Source organism: Pseudomonas sp. A25(2017), from assembly GCF_002001065.1.
GTDB classification, from domain to species: domain Bacteria; phylum Pseudomonadota; class Gammaproteobacteria; order Pseudomonadales; family Pseudomonadaceae; genus Aquipseudomonas; species Aquipseudomonas kilonensis.
This window is the reverse complement of record NZ_MUOA01000089.1, coordinates 229,317-251,411: the sequence shown is the minus strand read 5'-3', so window position 1 is coordinate 251,411 and position 22,095 is coordinate 229,317. Positions and strand designations below refer to the sequence as shown.

Here is a 22,095-nt window from a genome sequence, read left to right as displayed (position 1 = left end):
GGATCAAATAGAATTCTCAAACGCCCCCAAATCAACTGTGGGAGCGGGCTTGCTCGCGAAGGCGTCGTGTCAGTCGCCATTGATATTGACTGATACACCGCTTTCGCGAGCAAGCCCGCTCCCACAAGGGATTGGTGTCAGGCCCGCAGGGTGCGGGTCATGCGCAACGCCAGCAGGCTGCCGCAGACAATCACGCCCGCCAACAGGTACAGCGCCGCGTCGGTCGAGCCGGTGGCGTCCTTGACCCAACCCACCAGGTACGGGCTCAGGAACCCCGCCATCTGCCCCATGGAGTTGATCAACGCCAACCCACCGGCCGCCGCGCCAGCGCTGAGCATTGCGGTGGGCACCGGCCAGAACATCGGCAGGCCGGTGAGGGCGCCCATGGTGGCGATGGACAGGCCGATGATGGCGATGGCCGGGGTGGTGGCGAAGTTGACGGCGATCAGCAGCCCGACGGCGCCCATCAGCATCGGCACCACCAGATGCCAGCGGCGCTCCTTGTGCAGGTCCGCCGAGCGGCCCACCAGCAACATGAACACGGCCGCCAGCAGGTACGGGATTGCACTCAGCCAACCGATCACCAGGTTATCGCCAAAACCCAGGCTCTTGATGATCGACGGCAGCCAGAAGTTGATCGCGTACACGCCGCTCTGGATGCAGAAGTACACCAGGCCGAAGGCCCAGATCACCGGGTTTTTGAACACCGCCAACAGCGAGTCGGTGGCGGTCTTTGGTTTGTTGGCCAGGTCTTCGGCGTGGTCGGCGGTGAGCACGTCGCGCTCCTGGTCGGTCAGCCATTTGGCGTTGGCGAAGGTGTCGCTGAGCAGGAAGAACGCCAGCGCCCCGAGGATCACCGTCGGAATGCCTTGCAGCAGGAACATCCACTGCCAACCCGCCAGGCCGCCCTGGCCGGCCGCGAAGTGGTTGAGGATCCACCCGGAAAACGGGCTGCCCAGCAGGCCGGACACCGGGATGGCCGACATGAACAACGCCATGATCCGGCCCCGTCGGAACGTCGGGAACCATTGCGAGAGATAAAGCACCACGCCAGGGAAGAACCCGGCCTCGGCGGCGCCGGTGAACAGCCGCAAGGTATAGAACTCGGTGGGGGTGGTGACGAACAGCAGGCACGTCGACAGGGTGCCCCAGGTGATCATCATCAGCGCGATCCAGCGCCGCGGACCGAACTTGGTCAGGGCCAGGTTGCTCGGCACGCCGCACAGCACGTAGCCGATGAAGAAGATCCCGGCACCGAGGCCGTACACGGTTTCGCTGAATTTCAAAGCGTCGAGCATCTGCAACTTGGCGAAGCCAACGTTGACCCGGTCGAGGTAGTTGAACAGGTAGCAGATGAAAATGAACGGGATCAAGCGCAGGGTGATGCGCTTGTAGACGGTATTTTTTTCGTCGGGGGTAGCCAGGAGGGCTATTGCGCTCTGGGACATGGCGGGTCTCTCTTTATTATGATTTTGGCGAGCCAAGGGGTAACGTTGACCGCCCCTTGAGTCTCGGCCAGCCCAGGGGCCCGTGTCTTTGTGCCCGAGCACAGGGTTTGAATGCAGACCCTGTGCGCCTGACCAAACCCATGCCAACAACAACAATCCACGCCGCCTGCAAGGAACACCGCCCATGTTCGAACTCGATCACGACCTGGCGCAGGACATCGTCGACCGGGCGATGGCGATCCTGCCGTACAACGTCAATGTCATGGACAACCAGGGCCTGATCCTCGGCAGCGGCGAGCGCGAGCGGGTCAATACCCGTCACGAGGGCGCGCAACTGGTTTTGGCCAATGGCCGGGTGGTGGAAATCGACGAGCACACCGCGATGCACCTCAAGGGCGTGCAGCCGGGGATCAACCTGCCGCTGATGCTCGATCAACGACTGATCGGCGTCCTGGGCATCACCGGCGAGCCTGCGCAACTGCGTACCTACGCCGAGCTGGTGCGCATGACCGCCGAGATGCTGGTGGGCCAGCGCAACCAGCAGGCCGAGCAGCAATGGCGCCGGCAGCGCTGCGATGACTTGCTGGCGTTGCTGCTGGGCGATGCCGGGGATTCGCCACGGCTGTTGGACGAAGCCCGGCAAATGGGCCTCAAACCGCAATTGTCGCGGGTGCCGTATCTGTTCGAACTGGGCCTGGAACATGGGCCCGGGCAGACCGTCGAGACGTTGAGCGCGTGGTTGATGTCGCGCTACCCGGACAGTTGGTGCCTGACCTCGTCCAAATCTTCCTTATTGTGGTGTCGGCCGGTCACCGCCTCGGTGGAGAACGAGCGGTTGCTGGGCAAGCTCGATGGGTTGGGCTGGAACATCCTGCGGATCGCCGTGGGTGGTCAGGCTGAAGGGTTGGCAGGCTTGCGGCGTTGCTATCGACGGGTGGCGGACTTGTTGGCCTACGGGCGTGATGTGTTGCCGCAATCGCGCCTGCTGGCGCTCAACCGTTATCGCCTGCCGGTGCTGCTCTGGCGCCATCGCAGCGACGACGCGCTGGACGAATTGCTGACCCCGTTGCGCAAGGTCATCGCCAAGGACAGCAACGGCCAGTTGCTCGCCACCCTGCGCAGTTGGTGCGAACACGACGGCCAGAGCCAGGCCTGCGCCGACGCCCTGGGCATCCACCGCAACAGCCTGCGCTACCGCATGGAACGCATCGCCGAACTCAGCGGCGTGGACCCATTGCGCCTGGACGGGATGCTGGCGTTGTACCTGGGGGTGCAACTATTGCCCCAGACCGAGAGCACACCGATATAAAACTGTGGGAGCGGGCTTGCTCGCGAAGGCGTCGTGTCAGCAGCCTTGAAGTCGACTGATGCACCACCTTCGCGAGCAAGCCCGCTCCCACAATAGGTCTGTGTTGTATGCAGATCCTGAGTTCACGCAGGCCTGTGTGGGAGCGAGCCTGCTCGCGATGAGGCCGGCAGCTTCAACCTGAATCTTCCTGGAAAACCGGTATTTGTGAATTTGAACAATAATGCCCAGTGCCTTTTGTGCAGCGGACCGGCGTCACGGCTGCGGTCAACTGGCAGCATGCTGTGCATCGGAACCGGAGAATAATATGAAAATAGTCATCGCCCCCGACTCGTTCAAGGACAGCCTCAGCGCCCAGGGCGTCGCCGATGCCATCGCCCAGGGGCTGGCCGAGGTCTGGCCGGATGCGCAGTTGATCAAATGCCCGATGGCCGACGGCGGGGAGGGGACGGTGGAGTCGGTGTTGGCGGCCTGTCACGGTGAGTGGCGCCGCACCCGGGTCCGCGGTCCGTTGGGTGTCGCCGTCGAGGCGCGCTGGGGCTGGTTGGCCGAGAGCCGCACCGCGATCATCGAAATGGCCGAGGCCAGTGGCTTGCAACGGGTGCCGCCGGAGCAACGCGACGCCTGTTCCAGCAGCACCTATGGCACTGGCGAGCTGATTCGCGCTGCCCTCGATGAGGGCGCCGGCCGGGTGATCCTGGCGATCGGCGGCAGTGCCACCAACGACGCCGGTGCCGGGGCGATGCAGGCCCTGGGCGTGGTGTTACTGGATGACCAGGGCCAACCCCTTCCTCCCGGTGGCCTGGCCTTGGCGAACCTGTCGCACATCGACCTGAGCGACCTCGACTCGCGCCTGGCCCAGGTCAGCTTCGAGATTGCCGCCGATGTCGATAACCCGTTGTGCGGTCCCCATGGCGCGTCCGTGGTTTTCGGTCCGCAGAAGGGCGCCACTGCCCAGCAAGTGCAGGCGCTGGACCGGGCCTTGGGGCATTTCGCCGAACACTGCGCACGGGCGTTGAACAAGGATGTGCGCGACGAGCCGGGCAGCGGCGCCGCCGGTGGCCTGGGGTTCGCGGCCAAGGCGTTCCTGGGCGCGCAGTTTCGTACCGGCGTGGACGTCGTCGCCCAGTTGACCGGGCTGGCCGAGGCGGTCAACGGCGCCGACCTGGTGATTACCGGCGAAGGCCGTCTCGACGCCCAGACCCTGCGCGGCAAGACCCCCTTCGGCGTGGCCCGCATCGCCCGCCAGCACGGTGTACCGGTGGTGGTCATTGCCGGCACGCTGGGGGAGGGTTACCCGGCGCTGTATGAACACGGCATCGACGCCGCCTTCGCCCTGGCCAGCGGGCCGATGACCTTGCAGCAAGCCTGCGCCGACGCCTCGCGCCTGCTGAGCGAGCGCGCCCGGGACGTTGCACGGCTTTGGCGGGTGGCGGCCCGATAGCACCTGTGGGAGCAACCTTTGCTCACACAGGATTGAATTTGAGATAGGGTTGAGGCTGGATATCGCGCAATCAGGAGAGATACATGCGCTTCTCAGCTTTAACCCAACGCATCACTGGCGATGGTGCCGCCGCCTGGCAGATTCACGACCGGGCGCTGGCCATGCGCGAACAGGGCATGGATGTGTTGTTGCTGTCAGTAGGTGATCCGGACTTCGACACCCCGCGCGCCATTGTCGACGCCGCCGTGGGCAGCCTGCGGGCCGGTGAGACCCATTATTCGGACATCCGCGGCTTGCACACCTTGCGGACCAGCATTGCCCGGCGTCATCGCCTGCGTTGCGGCCAGCCTGCGGGGGCCGAGCAGGTCGTCGTACTGCCGGGGGCGCAGTGCGCGGTGTATGCGGTCGCGCAATGCCTGCTCAACCCTGGCGACGAAGTCATCGTCGCCGAGCCGATGTATGTCACCTATGAGGCGGTGTTCGGCGCCTGCGGGGCGAAAGTGGTGCCGGTGGCGGTCCGCCCGGAGAACGGTTTTCGGGTCGAGCCTGCGGACGTTGCCCGTCTTGTGACCCCGCGTACCCGGGCGATGCTGCTCAACAGCCCGAACAACCCGTCCGGCGCCAGCCTGCCGATGTCCACCTGGCAGGCATTGGCCCGGTTGTGCATCGAACATGACCTGTGGCTGATCAGTGACGAGGTCTACAGCGACTTGCTCTACGACGGCGAACACATCAGCCCGGCCAGCCTGCCGGGCATGGCCGAGCGCACCGCGACGATCAACAGCCTGTCCAAATCCCACGCCATGACCGGCTGGCGCATTGGCTGGGTCATCGGCCCTGAATCCCTCGCCGACCATCTGGCGAACCTGTCCTTGTGCATGTTGTTTGGTCTGCCGGATTTCGTGCAACGGGCCGCCCAAGTAGCGCTGGAGCAGGAGTTGCCGGAAGTGGCGCAGATGCACGAGGAGTATCGCCAGCGCCGGGACCTGGTCTGCGCCATGCTCGACGACAGCCCAGGCCTCAAGCCGGTGCGGCCCGATGGCGGCATGTTCGTGATGGTCGACGTGCGCCGGACCGGCCTCGATGCCCAGGCATTTGCCGAGCGACTACTGGACGACTACGGCGTGTCAGTGTTGGCCGGCGAGGCGTTCGGGCCCAGTGCGGCAGGGCATATCCGTCTCGGGCTGGTGGTCGATCAGGTGAAGCTGGCGGATGCGTGCCAACGGATCGCCTCGTGTGCGGCGCAGCTGCTGCGGGCCCAGCGGTAACGTTTTGTAGTGGCTGTGTGAAATTGTGTAAGGGTTTTGCTCGTCGATGAGCGAGGGCGTATATCCTTGGCAGCTTGAGATTTTCTGCGCCTGTGGTATCGCCATCGCGAGCAAGCTCGCTCCCACATTGAGTCTTTAGTGCGACTCAGGCCCCTGTGGGAGCGAGCTTGCTCGCGATGAGGCCCAACCAGGCGCCACAGCACTTTCTGGAAACACCCATGCCCAACATCCTCCTGGTCGAAGACGACACCGCACTCTCCGAATTGATCGCCAGTTACCTGGAACGCAACGGCTATCAGGTCAGCGTGCTCAGCCGTGGCGATCACGTGCGTGAACGGGCGCGTGTCGATCCGCCGGACCTGGTGATTCTCGACCTGATGCTGCCGGGGCTGGACGGCTTGCAAGTCTGCCGCCTGCTGCGGGCCGACTCGGCGACCTTGCCGATCCTGATGCTCACCGCCCGGGACGACAGCCACGACCAGGTCCTGGGCCTGGAAATGGGCGCCGATGACTACGTCACCAAACCTTGCGAGCCCCGGGTATTGCTGGCACGGGTGCGTACCTTGTTGCGCCGCAGCAGCCTCACCGAACCGCAGACGGTCAACGACCGCATCCTCATGGGCAACCTGTGCATCGACCTGTCCGAGCGCACCGTAACCTGGCGCGGACAAGCGGTGGAGCTGTCCAGCGGCGAATACAACCTGCTGGTGGTGCTGGCCCGGCATTCCGGCGAAGTGCTGAGCCGCGACCAGATCCTGCAGCGCCTGCGCGGCATCGAGTTCAACGGCACCGACCGTTCGGTGGACGTGGCGATTTCCAAGTTGCGGCGCAAGTTCGACGACAACGCCGACGAAGCCCGCAAGATCAAGACGGTGTGGGGCAAGGGCTATCTGTTCAGTCGTTCCGAGTGGGAATGCTGAGCCGATGTGGAAGCTGCTGATCCGCCTTTACCTGGTCACCATCGTGTCCTACAGCGCGGCGATCTACCTGATGCCGGAACTGGTGATCCGCCTGTTCCAAGACCGTTTCATGACTTACAACCTCGATTATTCCCGTGGCCTGCAAACCTTGATGGTCAAGCAGTTCCGTGCCGTGCCCAGCGAGCAGTGGCCGGCGCTGGCGGCGCAGATGGACAAGGAGTTCGAGCCGCTGCGCATCGAGCTGGCGGCGGTCGATGACGGCGGCTTCAGTGCCGCAGAGCAGGCGCGTCTCAAGCGCGGCGAGAACGTGGTGCGTATCGGTGACTGGGCCTGGCGCACCTTGGCGGCGGCGCCGCTGGACGGGCGCACGGCGGTGAAGATGGTCGTGCCGCCGGACCCGGCCGACGTCAGCTGGTTGTACTGGAGCATCAACGTGTTGATCGGCGCGACGATGCTGGCCTGCCTGTTGCTCTGGTTGCGGCCGCACTGGCGCGACCTGGAACGCCTCAGGCGCACCGCCGAGCGTTTTGGCAAAGGTCATCTGGGTGAGCGTACGCACATTGCCTCCAGTTCGAACATCGGCAGCCTGGCCCACGTGTTCGACACGATGGCGGGGGACATCGAGAACCTGCTCAACCAACAGCGGGACCTGCTCAACGCCGTGTCCCACGAACTGCGCACGCCACTGACCCGGCTCGACTTCGGCCTGGCCCTGGCGCTGTCCGATGACCTGCCGGCGGCCAGTCGCGAGCGCCTGCAAGGGTTGGTGGCGCACATTCGCGAGCTGGATGAGTTGGTGCTGGAACTGCTGTCCTACAGCCGTTTACAGAACCCGCAACACTTGCCCGATCGGGTTGAAGTGGCGTTGGACGAGTTCATCGACAGTATCCTGGGTAGCGTCGACGAAGACCTGGCGGCGCCAGACGTGGTGATCGACGTGCTGTTGCATGGGGCGCTGGAGCGTTTCGTGCTGGACCCACGCCTGACCGCCCGGGCGTTGCAGAACCTGCTGCGCAATGCCATGCGTTATTGCGAAAAGCGCATCCAGGTCGGTGTGCGGGTGGGTGATCAAGGCTGTGAGATCTGGGTCGACGACGATGGCATCGGCATTCCCGACAGCGAACGCGAACGCGTGTTCGAGCCGTTCTACCGCCTGGACCGCAGCCGCGACCGCGCCACCGGCGGCTTCGGCCTCGGCCTGGCCATCAGCCGCCGCGCCCTGGAAGCCCAGGGCGGTACACTGACCGCCGAAGCCTCGCCACTGGGTGGCGCGCGCTTCAGGCTGTGGCTGCCAACACCCGCTTGAGCCTCGGTGCGATCTCTGTGGCGAGGGGATTTATCCCCGCTGGGGCACGAAGTGGCCCCCAACTTTCCTCACCCAAACAACCCCGCCGCAATATTGATCGAAAACCCCAGGATCGCCGTGTTGAACACAAACCCGATCAACGATTGCGCCAGGACGATCTTGCGCAGTTGCCGTGTGGCGACGCCCACGTCCGAGGTCTGCACCGCCACGCCGATGGTGAAAGAGAAATACAGGAAATCCCAATAGTTGGGCGTGGTCAGCCCTTCGGCAAACCGCAACGCCGGCTCCTTGCCTTCCCAGGTGTAATACAACCGCGCGTAGTGCACGCTGAAGATCACCCCGATCAGCAACCAGGAACCGATCACGGTCATTGCCGTAAAGCCGTAGTGCAACAGCTTGCCGGCCGCGTGCAGGTCGCGGCTGCCGGCCAGTTCGAGGGTGATGGTTGCCAGGCTGGCCAGCGCTGCGATGCAGACCACCAGCAGGACCAGCCCGGCATTTTCATCTTCGATTTCGGCGATGCGCCGGACGTCGGGCGCCTTGGCCCGCACGGTCAGCCAGGACATCAGCACCAGATAGGTCCAGACGCCGGCATTCCAGCCGATCAGGATCTTGCTGATGATCGAGTCCACGGGAACCAGGATACCCACCGCCAGGCCAAGGACCGTGGCGCTGGACAGACGCGGGTGGGTGCGGGCGAGGAAGGGCATGGAGACTCACTGTCCAGAGGGGAGGCGGCTAGTATGAGCGATCAAGCGAAGGGGCGACCGTCTATCGCGCTGGACTCGATCAATTGCACGCCTGCTTCCTGCATCCGTCGGATTGCCGCCTCCATCGAGCCGTCGATATCGATGCCCCGGCAAGCATCCAGTATCACCACCGCATTGAACCCCGCCAACCGAGCATCCAGCGCCGAGAACATCACGCAGAAATCCAGGGCCAGTCCCACCAGGTACACCGTGTCGATGCCGCGTTCCTTGAGGTAGCCGGTCAAACCGGTAGGGGTCTGGTGGTCCGCTTCCATGAAGGCTGAATAGCTGTCGATGTCCGGATTGCAGCCCTTGCGAATGATCAGCTTGGCATGGGCGAGGTCGAGTGCCGGGTGCAGCGCGGCGCCGTTGCTGCCCTGTATGCAGTGGTCGGGCCAGAGTTTCTGCTCGCCGTAGGGCAATTGGACGATGTCGAACGGTTGCTTGCCCGGGTGGCTGGACGCAAACGAGGCGTGCCCGGCCGGGTGCCAGTCCTGCGCAAGGACGACGTGCCTGAATGAATGGCCGAGCTGGTTGATCAGCGGCACGATCTCATCGCCCCCCGGCACGGCCAATTGGCCGCCGGGGATGAAGTCGTTCTGTACATCGATTACTACCAGCGCGGTGGTCAAAGCCCGGTTGGCGGGAACGCCCATGAATGAATCCTCCTTGAAGTGGTTTTTCGATAATAGCTGAATGGCGTGGGCCAGGTGTTTGTCCGCAAGCGCTCACAAGGTCTTGTGTTGGTCGCGTGCTTCATGACGACACAGATTCCTGTGGGAGCGGGCTTGCTCGCGAAGGCGTCGTGACATTCAACATTAATGTAAGCTGGCCCACCGCTTTCGCGAGCAAGCCCGCTCCCACAAGGGGAATTCGTACTTGCCTGAAAAATAGCTGTGAGTTCTGAAAAATCGACGATGTGTCTTTCGTCGAAAATATCCCAGCGTTGATGGCTTTTTGACATTTGGTTCGTGCGTCCCTGTCACGATTCAGTACAATCGCCGGCCTTCAACCGGGCATGGAAGCAGTCCGGTTCTCCAGTTACGAGAAAAAAACCATGCTCATCGGCAGTTATTCCCCCGCCCTTGTTTCGATTTCCTTGTTCGTTGCCGTGCTGGCTTCCTACACCGCGCTGGACCTGGCCGGGCGGATCGCGACCGCCCAGGGGCGTGCCACGCATTTATGGATGACCGGGGGCGCGCTGGCGATGGGGGTGGGCATCTGGTCCATGCACTTCATCGGCATGCTCGCGTTCAGCTTGCCGGTGGAGCTTGGCTACGACATATCGATCACCGCGCTGTCGCTGCTGGTCGCGATTCTTTCCAGCGGTTTTGCCCTGTGGCTGGTCAGCCAGCCACGATTGCCGGCGTGGCAACTGGCCTTCGGTGCGCTGATCATGGGGGCCGGGATCAGCACCATGCACTACACCGGCATGGCCGCGCTGCGAATGCAGCCAGGCATAGACTATGATCCGACGCTGTTCGGGGCTTCGCTGGTGATTGCCGTCGGCGCTTCGGCGGCGGCGTTGTGGATTGCCTTTCGCCTGCGCCAGAACACCCCCCATGTGCGTCTGGCTCGCGCAGGTGCAGCGGTGGTCATGGGCATGGCCATCGTCGGCATGCACTACACCGGCATGGCCGGCGCGCGGTTCAGCGACGGCAGCTTTTGTGGCTCCCTGGACGGCTTGAGCGGCAAGGGCCTGGACAATCTGGTGTTGATCACCACCCTGGCGGTGCTGGCCATCGCCTTGCTGACGTCGATTCTCGATGCGCGCCTGGAAGCCCGCACTGCGGAGCTGGCGCAATCGCTGACCCTGGCCAACCGGGAACTGACCCAGTTGGCCCTGCACGACCCCCTCACCGGACTGCCCAACCGGGTATTGCTGGCTGATCGTATCGATCAGGCCATGCACCGTGTGCAAGGGCAGGGTGGCTGCTTCGCCCTGATGTTCATCGACCTGGATGGTTTCAAGCCGGTCAACGACGCCTTTGGTCACCACATGGGCGATTTGTTGCTGCGGGACGTGGCCCTGCGCCTGCGCGAAGACCTGCGCAGCCAGGACACCCTGGCGCGGATCGGCGGTGATGAGTTCGTGCTGCTGGTGCAACTGGCCGAACCGGACGATGCCTTGCGACTGGCGGCACGTCAGGTCGGCTTGATCGGGCGCACGTTCCGGGTGGCTGAGCATGACTTGCAGATTTCTGCCAGCGTCGGCATCGCCGTTTACCCTGGCAACGGCCAGAGCGCCGACGAACTGTTGATGAACGCCGACGCGGCGATGTACCACGCCAAGGGCGCCGGCAAAAACGGCTACAGCTTCTTCGACGCCTCGATGAACAGCAACGCCCGCAAGCAATTGCAGTTGTTGCAAGACTTGCGCCTGGCCCTCGAGCAGCGGCAGTTCAGCCTGTATTACCAGCCCAAGTTCGACGCGGCCAACGGCCGTCCAGTCGGGGCCGAGGCCTTGTTGCGCTGGACCCATCCGACCCAGGGCCTGTTGATGCCTGACACCTTCATCGACCTGGCGGAAAAGACCGGGTTGATCATCCCCATCGGCGAATGGGTGCTGAACGAGGCCTGTCGGCAGATGCGCGAATGGTACGTGCTCGGTTATACCGACTGGCGCATTGCGGTGAACCTGTCGGCGTTGCAGTTCTGCCATACCGGTTTGGTACAGAGCGTGGCCAAGGCCTTGGAAACGCATCAGCTGCCGGCCAACAGCCTGACCCTGGAAATCACCGAAACCACCGCCATGAGCGATGCGGACGCGAGCATGACGGTGCTGCAACAGCTCTCGGACATGGGCGTGGACCTGTCCATCGACGACTTCGGCACCGGCTACTCGAGCCTGATGTACCTCAAGCGCCTGCCGGCCAACGAGCTGAAGATCGATCGCGGCTTCGTGCGTGACCTGGAACACGACAGCGATGACGCGGCGATCGTCTCGGCCATCGTCGCCCTCGGCCAGGCCCTGGGCCTGCGGATCGTCGCCGAAGGCGTGGAGACCGATGTGCAACAAGACTTCCTGACCCAGTTGGGCTGCGATTCGCTGCAGGGCTATCTGCTGGGTCATCCGCTGCCGGCCGAGCGTTTCCTGCAGGAGATTCGCCAGGCCAAACGCCTGGCGGTGGTCTGAGACGCCCTCAGGGAACGATATCGAACGCCGTGCTACCCAGTCGCTCGCCGTTGACCAGCAGGTGCACGGCATGCCGGCCCGCGTAATGTTTGCGGGTGGTCAACTCGCGAATGTGCTGGGAGCGACTGAGGTTGACGCAACCCTGGGCGGGCAGGTCGAAGGTCTTGAGCTTGAAGACTTTGGCCGAGGTGCCGCCCGAGGCTTTCACGTAGTCAACGGCGTAGTCGATCACCAGGCGCTGGCTCTGCCCAAGGGTTGATTGCACCGTGAAGGACAGGGTGACCTGTTCCCCCAGGCGAATCACCGCCGGCGTCACCTGCAAATCCAGCACCTGGACCTGTGCCTTGCCGCCGACCCCGATGACACCCAACGCCCTGGGGTTGCCTTGTTTGATCAGGCTACGCAGCGCATGCCGGGCGATCCACGCCGTGTGGCGGTCTTGCAGCGGCCAGCCTTCGATCTGGTCCAGCACCCAGTCGGGATGCTGCTTGGTGACGTCGTTGAGGTGGTTGGCCACGGATTTGCGCACATACAGGCTGTCGTCGGCCTTGAGCGTGTCGAGGATCGCGGCGGCGAGGTCGGGGTTGGCCTGGATCGGCTCCAGGTGAAACGACCACGGCAGGCGCGGCCGGCTGCCTTCGCTGGCCAGGCGGCGTACGTGCTCGTTGGCGTCCAGCGCCCAGTCGTGCATGACCTTGAGGGTGCGTTCCAGGTCGTCGCGCAGAAAGTGCCGCACGGCGAACTCCGAGGAGCCGAACCGGGTGAAATACTTGAGCGCGTCCAGCGACACGTCGAAGCGATGTCGGCCATAAGACGCTACGTAGTGTGGCAGGAACATGCTGACGAACATGCTGTTCAGGCGTGGGGCCAGGGCCTGCAGCACTTCCAGCGACGCTTCGTAATCGAGGGGCAGCACCGCATGCAGGCACTCACTGACCCGGGCCATGCGCTGCATCACCGACAACTCGGCCAGCCCGTCGTTGGCCATGTGCAAAAACGCTTTGGCGTCGAACGCCGGGTACACCGCGCGCATTTCGCCGGCGATGTGCTCCAGGCGGGCGTTGTTGAAGATTTCCTTGAGGGCAGGGGAAGAGGCGGTGGTGCTCATGATGGGTCCGTCCGGCGGGTGTTGGGCCAAGGCTTGCCACTATGCCATGCCAGGCACAACCCGTGGCGAGGGAGCTTGCTCCCGCTCGGCTCTGTAGGAGCTGTCGAGTGCAACGAGGCTGCGATCTTTCCCCAGACACTTGAGTCTCAAGCGAAAGATCAAAAGATCAAAAGATCAAAAGATCGCAGGCTGCGCCAGCTCCTACAGGGTTCAGCGGGAGCAAGCAGGGGGTACAGTTTCCAGAAATTAAGGAATGATTCGCCGCCCGCGAAGTCCCAGATTCAGTCCCTCGAATAACTGGAGTTTTTTCTATGCGCAAACCATTCCTGATCGCCAGCCTGGTCCTGATCGCCGGCCTTGGAGCCCTTGGGCCTGTTGCGCAAGCGGTCGAGAAAACCGGGGAGGCCCTGGAGCATTCGCCAAGCAATGGCCGCAGGCTGGTGGCGAACGACCGGGTACCGGCGGACTACCAGCGCGCAGACAGGGCCATGAAAGACTGGAAACAGAAGAAACTCGAGCAACCGACAAACGAGCAGCAATGGGTGCAGATCGACGACAAGTACTTGCTGATCGAAACCGTGTCCGGCGCCATCGTCAAGATCGTGCCGGCCACACGTTAGAGCACTTCGCCTTTGTCCCACAGGTGAACCAGCTCGCCGGGTGCCCGGTCCTCGGGCACCTGCAGCACCATCTCGTCGTCCTGGTCGTTGGCGCGATAGTGCACCTCGATCTGGAAAAATCGCTGGTCGCCGCGCCCGGGCGTGGAGGACGTCAGTGGCAGGCACCCCTCCAGGACCGAGCAGATGCGCGTGCGCTGGTCGAGGTCGCACTGGGCGAACTCGATTTCCCGTGGTCGGGTCAGCGCATGGATGGCGGCGACGCCACCCTGGCGCGACAGCCGTATCACCGCTTTGTCGTCTAGGTCTGGAAGGGTTTTCATCAGCTCTCCTGTGTCAGGTCGACGCCGACCTGGGCCCAGCCGTTCTGCACCGCTTGCACTTCCCGCGTGCCGAAGCGCTGGCGGGCGTGCTCGACGGTCAGGCGGGCGAAGGCGCTGAAGGACGCGTCATTGGCCAATCTTCGGTCGCACAAGGTTTCATACCAGATCCGGCCGGCCTTTTCCCAGGCAAATCCGCCCAGCGTGGTCGCCACCAGATAAAAGGCCCGGTTGGGGATGCCGGAGTTGATGTGCACGCCGCCGTTGTCTTCACGGGTAATGACGAATTCGCGCATGTGCGAAGGTTGCGGGTCCTTGCCCAGCAACGGGTCATCGTAGGCGCTGCCGGGGTTGGACATGCTGCGCAGGCCGTCGCCGTTGATCTTGTCGGTGAGCAGGTCGGCGCCGATCAGCCAGTCGGCCTGGTCGGCGGTCTGTTCAAGCACGAACTGCTTGACCAGCACACCGAACACATCGGAGATGGACTCGTTCAGCGCACCGGATTGGTTGGCATAGATCAAGCCGGCCTCGCTTTCGGTGACGCCATGGGCCAGTTCGTGGGCCACCACGTCCAGGGAGCGCGTGAAGCGCTGGAAGATTTCGCCGTCGCCGTCGCCGAACACCATCTGCGCGCCGTTCCAGAAGGCGTTTTCATAGCCCTGGCCATAATGCACGCTGCCCACCAGGGCGAAGCCTTTGTTGTCGATGGAGTCGCGCCCCAGGACCTTCCAGAAAAAATCATAGGTGGCGCCGAGGGCGTCGTAGGCTTCGTCCACGGCCGGGTCGCCACTGGCCCGCTGGCCTTCCAGGCGGACCGGCTGGCCGGGCAGTTCCATGCTGTTCTGGGCGTCATGCACGCTGCGTTGCGGCTGTCCGGCCTTGCCGGGCTTGGGCCGGTTCGCGGCGGCGGGAAGGTTGCCGGGCGGGCCGGGGTTGTGTCGCAGGCTGCGCACGTGGGTCAAGGTGCCGAGAGCGCTGGAGCGTTGCTGTTCGGAGCCGTGGGCGATGATGCGATTGAGGATGTATGGCGGAATGAAACCGTGGAGCGGACGAGAGTCGAACATCAGAAAATCCTTATCTGAAATGCAGGGACGATACCCATGTGAACCGAAGAGGCCGTCGCGGTTCCCTGCCGCATGGCATACAACGTTTGCCATGCGCCCGGATTTCTGCGAAAACCCCGCGCCTGGATCACACGAGGGATACCGCCATGAATGAAGAGCTGCAAATCATCGACCTGGAACAGGGCGACGGCAAAAGCGTAGTCAAAGGTGCGCTGATCACCACCCAATACCGCGGCACCCTCGAAGACGGCACCGAATTCGATTCGTCCTACAGTCGCGGCAAACCCTTCCAATGCGTGATCGGCACCGGTCGCGTCATCAAGGGCTGGGATCTGGGCCTGATGGGCATGCAAGTCGGTGGCAAGCGCAAGTTGTGGGTGCCGGCCCACTTGGCCTACGGTGAGCGGTCCATGGGTGCCCACATCAAGCCCAACGCCAACCTGATCTTTGAAATCGAGTTGCTGGAAGTCCTGACGCGGGACGATTGATGGCTGAGCGGGTCATGGCCTGTCGGTAGGTGACCGCTCGCTGAACAGCGGGATGCGGCCGTTGACGGAGGGGCGATAGCACCAGGTCAACTGATCCAGGAGCGGTTCGCGCTCCAGAATCGCCGTCAGCGTGGCGCGGGCGATGTCCATGGCCAGGGTTTGGCCTGGGCATTCATGGCGCCCGCTGCCGAAGCTGAAGCTGCGGCGGTTCGGGCGGTCGAGCAGCAGAGTGTCTGATTGCGGGTTGAGTTGCGGGTCGCGGTTGGCTGAGGCCAGCAGCACCAGGAGCACCTCCCCGGGGTTCAGCGCAGTGCCGAGGATTTCGCAGGGCGCGGCGATGAAGCGGCGAGTGTTTTGCACCGGCGGGTCGAAACGTTGGACTTCGGCCAGCAATGAGCCGATCTGTGTGGGGGCCTCCCGCAGCGTCCGGCGCAACGCTGGATCGCCGATCAGCGCCAGCAACGTGTTGCCGATCAGGCCTGCGGTGGCTTCATAGGTTTGCGAGAGCAACCCGATCAGGTTGGCGATTTTACTGTCTGGATCAGCGCCCTCGAAGCCTTGACCAATGCCCAGCAGCAAAGGGCTGTCCTGTGCCTCGATCCGCTCCTGGATTAAACCGGTCAGTTGCTCGCTGGCTCGGTGCGCCAAGTCCAGTTGTGATGCTTGGCTCAAGGGCGACAGACCGGCGACGAAGTCTGCGGTCAATTCGCTGACCCGGTGACAGTCCGTCGGATTGAAACCCAGCAACGCCGCGACCACGCTGGCCGGCCCGATGAATTGGGCCTGGTGCAGGCCTTCGGCGCCCTCTTGGAGAAAGCGGGCCCTGACCAGTGCCTCGACCTGCCGGGGATCGATGCCCTGCAACCGCGGCGCAATCGCCGCCCTCGGGCAACGCTGCCGTTCACCTTCGTTCATGCGCATCAGGTGGCCGAATACCCGTCCGGCCGCCCCTTCGGCGATGGTCTTTGGCACGGGCTCGTGGGTCGGGCGCACATGGCAATCGGGATGGTGCAGCACCGCGCAAACAGCCTCGGCGCTGCTGGCGATCCACAGGTTCAGCCCGGGATCGAACGCCAGCCCGCCGGCAGCGCGCAGGGCGGCGTAAAAAGGGTAAGGGTCGGAATGTGTCGCGGCGGTGATCGGGTCCATGAAGCGCGGCCTTGTTCGTGATGGAGAAAGTGTTGCTACTATCTCCAGTCGATGCATGGCTTGATTCGTCGGGGAGCGAAATATGAACGCAGAGCACCATGACCTGGGCGTGTCCCAAGTGGCGGCGGCCATTGCCGAACCGGCGCGCACCCGGATGCTGTGCGCGTTGATGGACGGCCATGCCCGCACTAGCACCGAATTGGCGAGCATCGCCGAGGTCAGCGCCTCGACCGCCAGCGCCCATCTGGCGAAACTCAAGCAGATGGCCTTGGTGCGCTTGCATGTCCAGGGCCGTCATCGTTATTACAGCCTGGCCGACCCGCGCGTCGCCCAGGCACTGGAGGCGCTGATGGTGATCGGCCAGAGCGCCGCACCGACCTTCACCCCGCGCACACCGGATCGCCTGCAATTTGCTCGCACCTGCTACGACCACATGGCCGGCACTCTGGCGGTGCGCCTGCATGACCGGATGATCGAGGCTGGATGGTTGATAGAGGTGGAAGGCGATGGCTATCGGCTGAGTGAGTCCGGCGAGGCGGTGTTCGAGGGCTTGGGCATCGATGTCCAGCACCTTGCCACGCAACGCCGCCGATTCGCTTGTCCCTGCCTGGACTGGAGCATGCGCCGCCCGCACCTGGGCGGTGCCTTGGGCGCGGCGTTGCTGCAAGTGGCGATCAAGCGCAAATGGGTGATCCAGGACCTGGACAGCCGGGCGCTGGGGGTGACGGCCAGTGGTCGCCGGGAGATGGCGGGGCGGTTGGGGGTCAGTGCCGAAATCGATGTCAAACCCACCGCCGTCATCGCGAGCAAGCTCGCTCCCACAGTGGGCCTGCGCTGACCCCATGATTGATGGCTACCGACAGACCCTGTGGGAGCGGGCTTGCTCGCGAAGGGGCCGTCACATCCCACATCCCTGCAAGCTGACCCACCGCCTTCGCGAGCAAGCCCGCTCCCACAGGTGGTCGTGGTGTTCATCAATCTCGTGTTCAACGCAGGGCCCACTGTGGGAGCGAGCCTGCTCGCGATGACGATTCCAGCATCGCCTCATCATCCAGCCATATGCCGGCGCCGATACTCATCCGGCGTGGTGCCCATCATTTTGCGAAACATGCTGATGAACGCCGAGGCGCTGCTGTAGCCCAGGTCCAGGCCGATGGTTTCCACGCTCTGGCCGCGTTCGAGCAGGGCCAGGGCCTCGATGACTTTCAGGCGCTGGCGCCATTCCACCAATGACATGCCCAGGTCCCGCTGGGCCCGGCGCATCAGTGTGCGCTCGGTGGTGTTGGCGGCGCGGGCCAGTTGTGGCAAGGAACGCGGGTCGCTGGGGTTCGCCTCCAAGGCTCGCAGCACGGGGCCCAGCAGTGGATCATCCGAGGAGGGCAGGTAGCTGCCAACATGGGGTGCCTGCGCCAGCTTGTCCACCAGCACCTGCAGCAAACGCTGCTGCTCGGGCGTCTGCGGTTGGCTCGGTGGATCGCTGCGCAGCTCTTCCAACAGGGCGCGGATCAGCGGGCTCAAGGTCAGCGCACAGGGTACGGCTGGCAGCGCACTGCACAGTTCGGCGGCCAGGTACAACGAACAATGACAGGCCTCATGCCGATTGAAGCCAACGTGTTCCATGTCCGGCGGCAGCCAGATGCCGTACTGCGGTGGCGCCAGGTAATGGTGCTGGGCGATCTCGATTTCCATCACGCCACTGTAGGAGTAGACGAACTCACCCCAGGCATGCCGGTGCCGGGGGTAAGTGGCATGGGCCGGCATGCAGGCGCTGCGAAAGAAAATCGGCGAGGGCAGGGCCGCTTCGAACGGAGGAATCTTCAGATGTTGGGCTGGAGGCTGCATATCGACCGCAATGGCGGATTACCGAGATGGCTTGTCGGGTAATCACTATATCCAGCAAAGGTGTCAGGCAGACAATCCTTTCATCTCTTTCTGCCCAAGGACCGTTCCCATGACCACCCGCCGCGCCCTGGATGGCCAGGTCTGCGCCCTGATGACCGGCCTCTGTGCCATTTGGGGTTTCCAGCAAGTCGCGATCAAGGCCGGTGCCGCCGACATGGCGCCGATGCTGCAACTGGGCGTGCGCTCGGCCATCGCTGCGGTACTGGTCTGGTTGTTGGTGTTGGTGCGCGGTGAACGCCTGTCCTTGGCCGATGGCAGTTGGCGCCCGGGCATGCTGGTGGGGTTGTTGTTTGCCTTGGAGTTCGTGATGGTGGGCGAAGGCCTGCGGCATACGACGGCTTCGCACATGGTGATTTTCCTCTACACCGCACCAATGTTCGCGGCCCTTGGCTTGCACTGGAAACTGCCGAGCGAACGCCTCAAGCCGGCGCAATGGCTGGGCATCGCCGTTGCCTTCGGCGGGATCGTGGTGGCTTTCAGCGGCGGCTCGGGCGCGGCGAGCGGCAGTTCGTTGCTCGGTGACGGCATGGGCTTGCTGGCTGGTGCGCTGTGGGGCGCAACCACGGTGACGGTACGCTGTTCGCGGTTGACGAATCTGCCGGCCAGCCAGACGCTGCTTTACCAATTGGTTGGCGCCGGGGTGCTGCTGATCGGAATGTCGATAGCGCTGGGGCAAACGACGATCAACCCCACGCCACAACTCATCGCCAGCATGGCGTTCCAGGTGTTGCTGGTGTCCTTCGCCAGCTTCCTGATCTGGTTCTCGCTGCTGCGCCACTACCTCGCTTCGCAACTGGGGGTGCTGTCGTTCATGACGCCGCTGTTTGGCATCGGTTTTGGCGTCTGGTTGCTGGATGAGCCGCTGGAGCCGAACTTCATCGTTGGCGCGGCTTTGGTGCTGGGCGGGATCTTGCTGGTCAGCGGTTACGGATGGTTTCGCCAGCGTTGGGGGCGATGGCCGGTTTTGCGTCGGGGGTAACTGAACGAAGTATAAAAAAGCCCACCCCTGCAAGGACAGGGGTGGGCTTTTTACTGAGGTCGCGCAATCTCTGTGGCGAGGGGATTTATCCCCGCTCGAGTGCGAAGCGCTCGCAAGGTTTTTGTGGCTCACCCAAGTACTTGGGGGTTGCTTCGCAACCCAGCGGGGATAAATCCCCTCGCCACAAAAAAGCCCTCAAGTGCCTAGGGGGCTTGGATCAAACCTTGACGATCCAACCCGCTGGCGCTTCCACGTCGCCGGTCTGCACGCCGGTCAGCTCTTTGTAGAGCTTCTGGGTGATCGGGCCGACTTCGGTTTCGCTGTGGAACACGTGCAGCTTGTCGTTGTAGCTGATGCCGCCAATCGGGGTGATCACCGCAGCGGTACCGCAGGCGCCGGCTTCCTTGAAGTCCGACAGCTTGTCGATGAACACGTCGCCTTCGATCACTTCCAGGCCCAGGCGCGATTTGGCCAGTTCGATCAGCGACAGGCGAGTGATGCCCGGCAGGACCGAAGGGGATTTCGGGGTGACGAATTTGTTGTCGTGGGTGATGCCGAAGAAGTTGGCCGAGCCGACTTCCTCGATTTTCGAGTGGGTTATCGGGTCCAGGTAGATGCAGTCGGCGAAACCGGCCTTCTTGGCCTGGGAACCGGGCATCAGGCTGGCGGCGTAGTTGCCACCGACCTTGGCCGCGCCGGTGCCTTGTGGGGCGGCGCGGTCGAAGCTGGAGATCAGGAAGTTGTGCGGGGTCAGGCCACCCTTGAAGTAGGCGCCGACCGGGATGCAGAAAATCGAGAAGATGAACTCGGGTGCGGAGCGCACGCCGATGTTGTCACCCACGCCGATCACGAACGGGCGCAGGTACAGCGAGCCGCCGGTGCCGTAAGGCGGGATGAAGCGCTCGTTGGCGCGGACCACTTGCTTGCAGGCTTCGACGAACTGCTCGGTGTCGACGTGCGGCATCAGCAGGCGGGCGCAGCTGCGTTGCATGCGGGCGGCGTTCTGGTCCGGGCGGAACAGGTTGATCGAACCGTCCTTGCAGCGATAGGCCTTCATGCCTTCGAAGCACTGCTGACCGTAGTGCAGGGCGGTGGAGCCCTCGCTGATGTGCAGCACGTTGTCTTCGGTCAGGGTGCCCGCGTCCCAGGCGCCATCGCGCCAGTGCGACAGGTAGCGCTTGTCGGTCTTGATGTAGTCAAAGCCCAGTTTGTCCCAATTGATGCTCTCGTTACCCATGACACCCTCTTATTTCTTAACAACCGTCGAAACGGTTCAAGGCTTCTGACGTTTTTTGGATGGGGACAACAATACTTCATTCCGGGGCTGTTTCGCAGCCTGTTACATGAATCCTGTAGTTGAAAAACAGCCCTGCAGTCGTTGTGGGGATTGTGGGAGCAAGGCTTGCCCGCGATACAGCCGACGCGGTCCTTGGTGAACCGAGGCGCCTGCATCGCGAGCAAGCTTTGCTCCCACAAGTTACTCACCCACAGCTTTTACAGATGCAACGCATGCCCCAACGCCCGCAACGCCGCTTCCTGCACGGCCTCGCCCAGCGTCGGGTGGGCATGGATGGTGCCGGCGATGTCCTCCAGGCGCGCGCCCATTTCCAGGGATTGGCCGAACGCGGTGGACAGCTCCGACACGCCGACGCCGACCGCTTGCCAGCCAACGATCAGGTGATTGTCCCGGCGCGCCACGACCCGGACGAAACCGCTTTTCGATTCCAGGGTCATGGCCCGGCCGTTGGCCGCGAACGGGAAGCTCGACACCATGCAATCGAGCCCGGCCGCCTTGGCCTCGTCCGGCGTCTTGCCGACCACCACCAGTTCCGGGTCGGTGAAGCACACCGCCGCGATGGCCGTTGGGTTGAACTCGCGATGCTGGCCGGCGATCAGCTCGGCGACCATTTCACCCTGGGCCATGGCCCGGTGGGCGAGCATGGGTTCACCGCTCAGGTCGCCGATGGCCCAGACGTTGCGCATGCTGGTCTGGCAACGGCTGTCGATTTTCAGCGCCGAACCGTTCATTGCCAAGTCCAGCGCTTCGAGGTTCCAGCCCTGGGTGTTGGGTTTGCGCCCAACGGCCACCAACACCCGGTCGGTGTCCAGGTTCAGCGTCTCGCCATTGGGATCACGCACTTGCAAGGTGCTGGCCTGGGCATCGAAACCTTCGACGCTGTGCTTGAGGTACAGCTTCACGCCCAACTGCTTGAGCGCCTCGTGCACCGGTTGGGTCAGCTCGCCGTCGTAGGCTGGCAGGATCCGTTCCTGGGCCTCGACCACGCTGACCTCGGCGCCGAGCTTGCGGTAGGCAATGCCCAGTTCCAGGCCGATATAGCCACCGCCGACCACCACCAGGTGCTTGGGCACCGAGGTGGGGGCGAGGGCTTCGGTGGAGGAAATGATTGGCCCGCCAATCGGCAGCATCGGCAAGTTGACGCTTTTCGAACCGGTGGCCAGCAGCAGGTGTTCGCACTGGATGCGCGTGTCACCGACCTCGACCGTCTTGCCATCGATCACCTTGGCCCAGCCGTGAATGACCTGGACCTTGTGCTTTTTCAACAGCGCCGCGACGCCGGTGGTCAGGCGATCGACGATGCCGTCCTTCCATTCCACGCTCTTGCCGATGTCCAGGCTCGGCGCCGCCACCGTGATGCCCAAGGCCGAACCCTGGCTGTGGTGCCGGGTCTGGTGGAACTGCTCGGCCACATGGATCAACGCCTTGGACGGGATACAGCCGATATTCAGGCAGGTCCCGCCCAACGCCTGGCCTTCCACCAGGATGGTCGAGATGCCCAGTTGCCCGGCACGGATCGCCGCCACATAGCCGCCGGGGCCGCCGCCGATGATCAGCAGCGTCGTGTTCAAAGTTTGCATCGCCTGCTCCATTG

General features: G+C 63.5%; 20 protein-coding genes. 10 read left to right on the top strand and 10 right to left on the bottom strand.

Features of this window, described 5'->3' with window-relative positions; all coding sequences use genetic code 11:
* Positions 1 to 137: 137 nt before the first annotated feature.
* The gene (locus B0E42_RS23595) at positions 138 to 1,448 is read right to left on the bottom strand and encodes an MFS transporter (RefSeq protein WP_053180323.1); all 1,311 of its coding nucleotides are present in this window, start codon (positions 1,446 to 1,448) and stop codon (positions 138 to 140) included.
* A gap of 184 nt (positions 1,449 to 1,632) precedes the next feature.
* Here B0E42_RS23595 and B0E42_RS23590 point away from each other — a divergent pair, with 184 nt between their 5' ends.
* The 5 genes from B0E42_RS23590 (at position 1,633) to B0E42_RS23570 (ending at position 7,692) form a co-directional block, all read left to right on the top strand.
* Positions 1,633 to 2,757 carry a sugar diacid recognition domain-containing protein gene (locus tag B0E42_RS23590; protein WP_018605943.1) on the top strand — a complete coding sequence of 375 codons (1,125 nt, stop codon included), beginning with the start codon at positions 1,633 to 1,635 and terminating at the stop codon, positions 2,755 to 2,757.
* Positions 2,758 to 3,061: 304 nt separating this feature from the next.
* A complete protein-coding gene (locus tag B0E42_RS23585; protein ID WP_077507752.1) occupies positions 3,062 to 4,198 on the top strand; it encodes a glycerate kinase in 1,137 nt (378 codons plus the stop codon).
* 83 nt (positions 4,199 to 4,281) lie between these two features.
* Positions 4,282 to 5,466 carry a pyridoxal phosphate-dependent aminotransferase gene (locus B0E42_RS23580; protein ID WP_077507749.1) on the top strand — a complete coding sequence of 395 codons (1,185 nt, stop codon included), beginning with the start codon at positions 4,282 to 4,284 and terminating at the stop codon, positions 5,464 to 5,466.
* A gap of 218 nt (positions 5,467 to 5,684) precedes the next feature.
* Positions 5,685 to 6,386, top strand: a complete 702-nt coding sequence (locus B0E42_RS23575) for a response regulator transcription factor (protein ID WP_018605899.1) — start codon at positions 5,685 to 5,687, stop codon at positions 6,384 to 6,386.
* A 4-nt stretch (positions 6,387 to 6,390) separates the two neighbouring features.
* Positions 6,391 to 7,692 carry an ATP-binding protein gene (locus B0E42_RS23570; RefSeq protein WP_077507746.1) on the top strand — a complete coding sequence of 434 codons (1,302 nt, stop codon included), beginning with the start codon at positions 6,391 to 6,393 and terminating at the stop codon, positions 7,690 to 7,692.
* Positions 7,693 to 7,760: 68 nt separating this feature from the next.
* On the opposite strand, the gene B0E42_RS23565 is transcribed toward B0E42_RS23570, so the two are convergent.
* Together B0E42_RS23565 and pncA are read right to left on the bottom strand one after the other, a co-directional pair.
* A complete protein-coding gene (locus tag B0E42_RS23565; protein WP_018605893.1) occupies positions 7,761 to 8,402 on the bottom strand; it encodes a DUF1345 domain-containing protein in 642 nt (213 codons plus the stop codon).
* A gap of 41 nt (positions 8,403 to 8,443) precedes the next feature.
* On the bottom strand, positions 8,444 to 9,097 hold the full coding sequence (gene pncA, locus B0E42_RS23560) for a bifunctional nicotinamidase/pyrazinamidase (protein WP_053189157.1): 654 nt from the start codon (positions 9,095 to 9,097) through the stop codon (positions 8,444 to 8,446).
* Positions 9,098 to 9,498: 401 nt separating this feature from the next.
* Between pncA and B0E42_RS23550 the strand changes: the two genes are divergently transcribed.
* A complete protein-coding gene (locus tag B0E42_RS23550; RefSeq protein WP_077507741.1) occupies positions 9,499 to 11,577 on the top strand; it encodes a bifunctional diguanylate cyclase/phosphodiesterase in 2,079 nt (692 codons plus the stop codon).
* Between the two features lie 7 nt (positions 11,578 to 11,584).
* Here the strand turns inward: B0E42_RS23550 and B0E42_RS23545 are convergent, their stop codons facing one another.
* Positions 11,585 to 12,685, bottom strand: coding sequence for a DNA alkylation repair protein (locus tag B0E42_RS23545; protein ID WP_077507738.1), 1,101 nt, complete (start codon positions 12,683 to 12,685; stop codon positions 11,585 to 11,587).
* 311 nt (positions 12,686 to 12,996) lie between these two features.
* Here B0E42_RS23545 and B0E42_RS23540 point away from each other — a divergent pair, with 311 nt between their 5' ends.
* Positions 12,997 to 13,305: an RcnB family protein gene (locus tag B0E42_RS23540; RefSeq protein WP_077507735.1), complete on the top strand. Its 309-nt coding sequence runs from the start codon at positions 12,997 to 12,999 to the stop codon at positions 13,303 to 13,305.
* Here B0E42_RS23540 and B0E42_RS23535 read toward each other — a convergent pair.
* Positions 13,302 to 13,625, bottom strand: a complete 324-nt coding sequence (locus B0E42_RS23535; protein WP_014337835.1) for a protealysin inhibitor emfourin — start codon at positions 13,623 to 13,625, stop codon at positions 13,302 to 13,304. The two genes, B0E42_RS23540 and B0E42_RS23535, sit on opposite strands and share 4 nt — an antisense overlap.
* Positions 13,625 to 14,686, bottom strand: coding sequence for a M4 family metallopeptidase (locus B0E42_RS23530; protein WP_018605883.1), 1,062 nt, complete (start codon positions 14,684 to 14,686; stop codon positions 13,625 to 13,627). The genes B0E42_RS23535 and B0E42_RS23530 overlap by 1 nt, the downstream gene beginning before the upstream one ends.
* Before the next feature lie 146 nt (positions 14,687 to 14,832).
* Between B0E42_RS23530 and B0E42_RS23525 the strand changes: the two genes are divergently transcribed.
* The gene (locus B0E42_RS23525) at positions 14,833 to 15,174 is read left to right on the top strand and encodes an FKBP-type peptidyl-prolyl cis-trans isomerase (protein WP_003202944.1); all 342 of its coding nucleotides are present in this window, start codon (positions 14,833 to 14,835) and stop codon (positions 15,172 to 15,174) included.
* Positions 15,175 to 15,186: 12 nt separating this feature from the next.
* Here B0E42_RS23525 and B0E42_RS23520 read toward each other — a convergent pair whose 3' ends face one another.
* Positions 15,187 to 16,323 (bottom strand): cytochrome P450, encoded by a 1,137-nt coding sequence (locus B0E42_RS23520; RefSeq protein WP_077507732.1) that lies wholly within the window; start codon positions 16,321 to 16,323, stop codon positions 15,187 to 15,189.
* Positions 16,324 to 16,405: 82 nt separating this feature from the next.
* On the opposite strand from B0E42_RS23520, the gene B0E42_RS23515 reads away from it, so the two are divergent.
* Positions 16,406 to 17,161: a helix-turn-helix transcriptional regulator gene (locus B0E42_RS23515; protein ID WP_077507729.1), complete on the top strand. Its 756-nt coding sequence runs from the start codon at positions 16,406 to 16,408 to the stop codon at positions 17,159 to 17,161.
* A gap of 209 nt (positions 17,162 to 17,370) precedes the next feature.
* On the opposite strand, the gene B0E42_RS23510 is transcribed toward B0E42_RS23515, so the two are convergent.
* Positions 17,371 to 18,165, bottom strand: a complete 795-nt coding sequence (locus tag B0E42_RS23510) for a helix-turn-helix domain-containing protein (protein ID WP_018605876.1) — start codon at positions 18,163 to 18,165, stop codon at positions 17,371 to 17,373.
* Positions 18,166 to 18,274: 109 nt separating this feature from the next.
* On the opposite strand from B0E42_RS23510, the gene B0E42_RS23505 reads away from it, so the two are divergent.
* Positions 18,275 to 19,204 (top strand): DMT family transporter, encoded by a 930-nt coding sequence (locus tag B0E42_RS23505; protein WP_018605874.1) that lies wholly within the window; start codon positions 18,275 to 18,277, stop codon positions 19,202 to 19,204.
* A gap of 217 nt (positions 19,205 to 19,421) precedes the next feature.
* Here B0E42_RS23505 and B0E42_RS23500 read toward each other — a convergent pair whose 3' ends face one another.
* Positions 19,422 to 20,441 (bottom strand): branched-chain amino acid aminotransferase, encoded by a 1,020-nt coding sequence (locus B0E42_RS23500; protein ID WP_077507726.1) that lies wholly within the window; start codon positions 20,439 to 20,441, stop codon positions 19,422 to 19,424.
* A 257-nt stretch (positions 20,442 to 20,698) separates the two neighbouring features.
* Complete coding sequence (lpdA, locus tag B0E42_RS23490) at positions 20,699 to 22,081, bottom strand: dihydrolipoyl dehydrogenase (protein WP_018605870.1); 1,383 nt, start codon at positions 22,079 to 22,081, stop codon at positions 20,699 to 20,701.
* Between the last annotated feature and the right edge of the window lie 14 nt (positions 22,082 to 22,095).

Excerpts from the sequence above, each read along its gene's own strand:
- B0E42_RS23530 (WP_018605883.1), bottom strand. The coding sequence starts at position 14,686 with ATGTTCGACTCTCGTCCGCTCCACGGTTTCATTCCGCCATACATCCTC.
- B0E42_RS23505 (WP_018605874.1), top strand. The coding sequence starts at position 18,275 with ATGACCACCCGCCGCGCCCTGGATGGCCAGGTCTGCGCCCTGATGACC.
- pncA (WP_053189157.1), bottom strand. The coding sequence starts at position 9,097 with ATGGGCGTTCCCGCCAACCGGGCTTTGACCACCGCGCTGGTAGTAATC.
- B0E42_RS23580 (WP_077507749.1), top strand. The coding sequence starts at position 4,282 with ATGCGCTTCTCAGCTTTAACCCAACGCATCACTGGCGATGGTGCCGCC.
- B0E42_RS23520 (WP_077507732.1), bottom strand. The coding sequence starts at position 16,323 with ATGGACCCGATCACCGCCGCGACACATTCCGACCCTTACCCTTTTTAC.
- B0E42_RS23575 (WP_018605899.1), top strand. The coding sequence starts at position 5,685 with ATGCCCAACATCCTCCTGGTCGAAGACGACACCGCACTCTCCGAATTG.
- B0E42_RS23590 (WP_018605943.1), top strand. The coding sequence starts at position 1,633 with ATGTTCGAACTCGATCACGACCTGGCGCAGGACATCGTCGACCGGGCG.
- B0E42_RS23550 (WP_077507741.1), top strand. The coding sequence starts at position 9,499 with ATGCTCATCGGCAGTTATTCCCCCGCCCTTGTTTCGATTTCCTTGTTC.
- B0E42_RS23540 (WP_077507735.1), top strand. The coding sequence starts at position 12,997 with ATGCGCAAACCATTCCTGATCGCCAGCCTGGTCCTGATCGCCGGCCTT.
- B0E42_RS23565 (WP_018605893.1), bottom strand. The coding sequence starts at position 8,402 with ATGCCCTTCCTCGCCCGCACCCACCCGCGTCTGTCCAGCGCCACGGTC.
- B0E42_RS23510 (WP_018605876.1), bottom strand. The coding sequence starts at position 18,165 with ATGCAGCCTCCAGCCCAACATCTGAAGATTCCTCCGTTCGAAGCGGCC.
- lpdA (WP_018605870.1), bottom strand. The coding sequence starts at position 22,081 with ATGCAAACTTTGAACACGACGCTGCTGATCATCGGCGGCGGCCCCGGC.
- B0E42_RS23515 (WP_077507729.1), top strand. The coding sequence starts at position 16,406 with ATGAACGCAGAGCACCATGACCTGGGCGTGTCCCAAGTGGCGGCGGCC.
- B0E42_RS23535 (WP_014337835.1), bottom strand. The coding sequence starts at position 13,625 with ATGAAAACCCTTCCAGACCTAGACGACAAAGCGGTGATACGGCTGTCG.
- B0E42_RS23525 (WP_003202944.1), top strand. The coding sequence starts at position 14,833 with ATGAATGAAGAGCTGCAAATCATCGACCTGGAACAGGGCGACGGCAAA.
- B0E42_RS23545 (WP_077507738.1), bottom strand. The coding sequence starts at position 12,685 with ATGAGCACCACCGCCTCTTCCCCTGCCCTCAAGGAAATCTTCAACAAC.
- B0E42_RS23595 (WP_053180323.1), bottom strand. The coding sequence starts at position 1,448 with ATGTCCCAGAGCGCAATAGCCCTCCTGGCTACCCCCGACGAAAAAAAT.
- B0E42_RS23570 (WP_077507746.1), top strand. The coding sequence starts at position 6,391 with ATGTGGAAGCTGCTGATCCGCCTTTACCTGGTCACCATCGTGTCCTAC.
- B0E42_RS23500 (WP_077507726.1), bottom strand. The coding sequence starts at position 20,441 with ATGGGTAACGAGAGCATCAATTGGGACAAACTGGGCTTTGACTACATC.
- B0E42_RS23585 (WP_077507752.1), top strand. The coding sequence starts at position 3,062 with ATGAAAATAGTCATCGCCCCCGACTCGTTCAAGGACAGCCTCAGCGCC.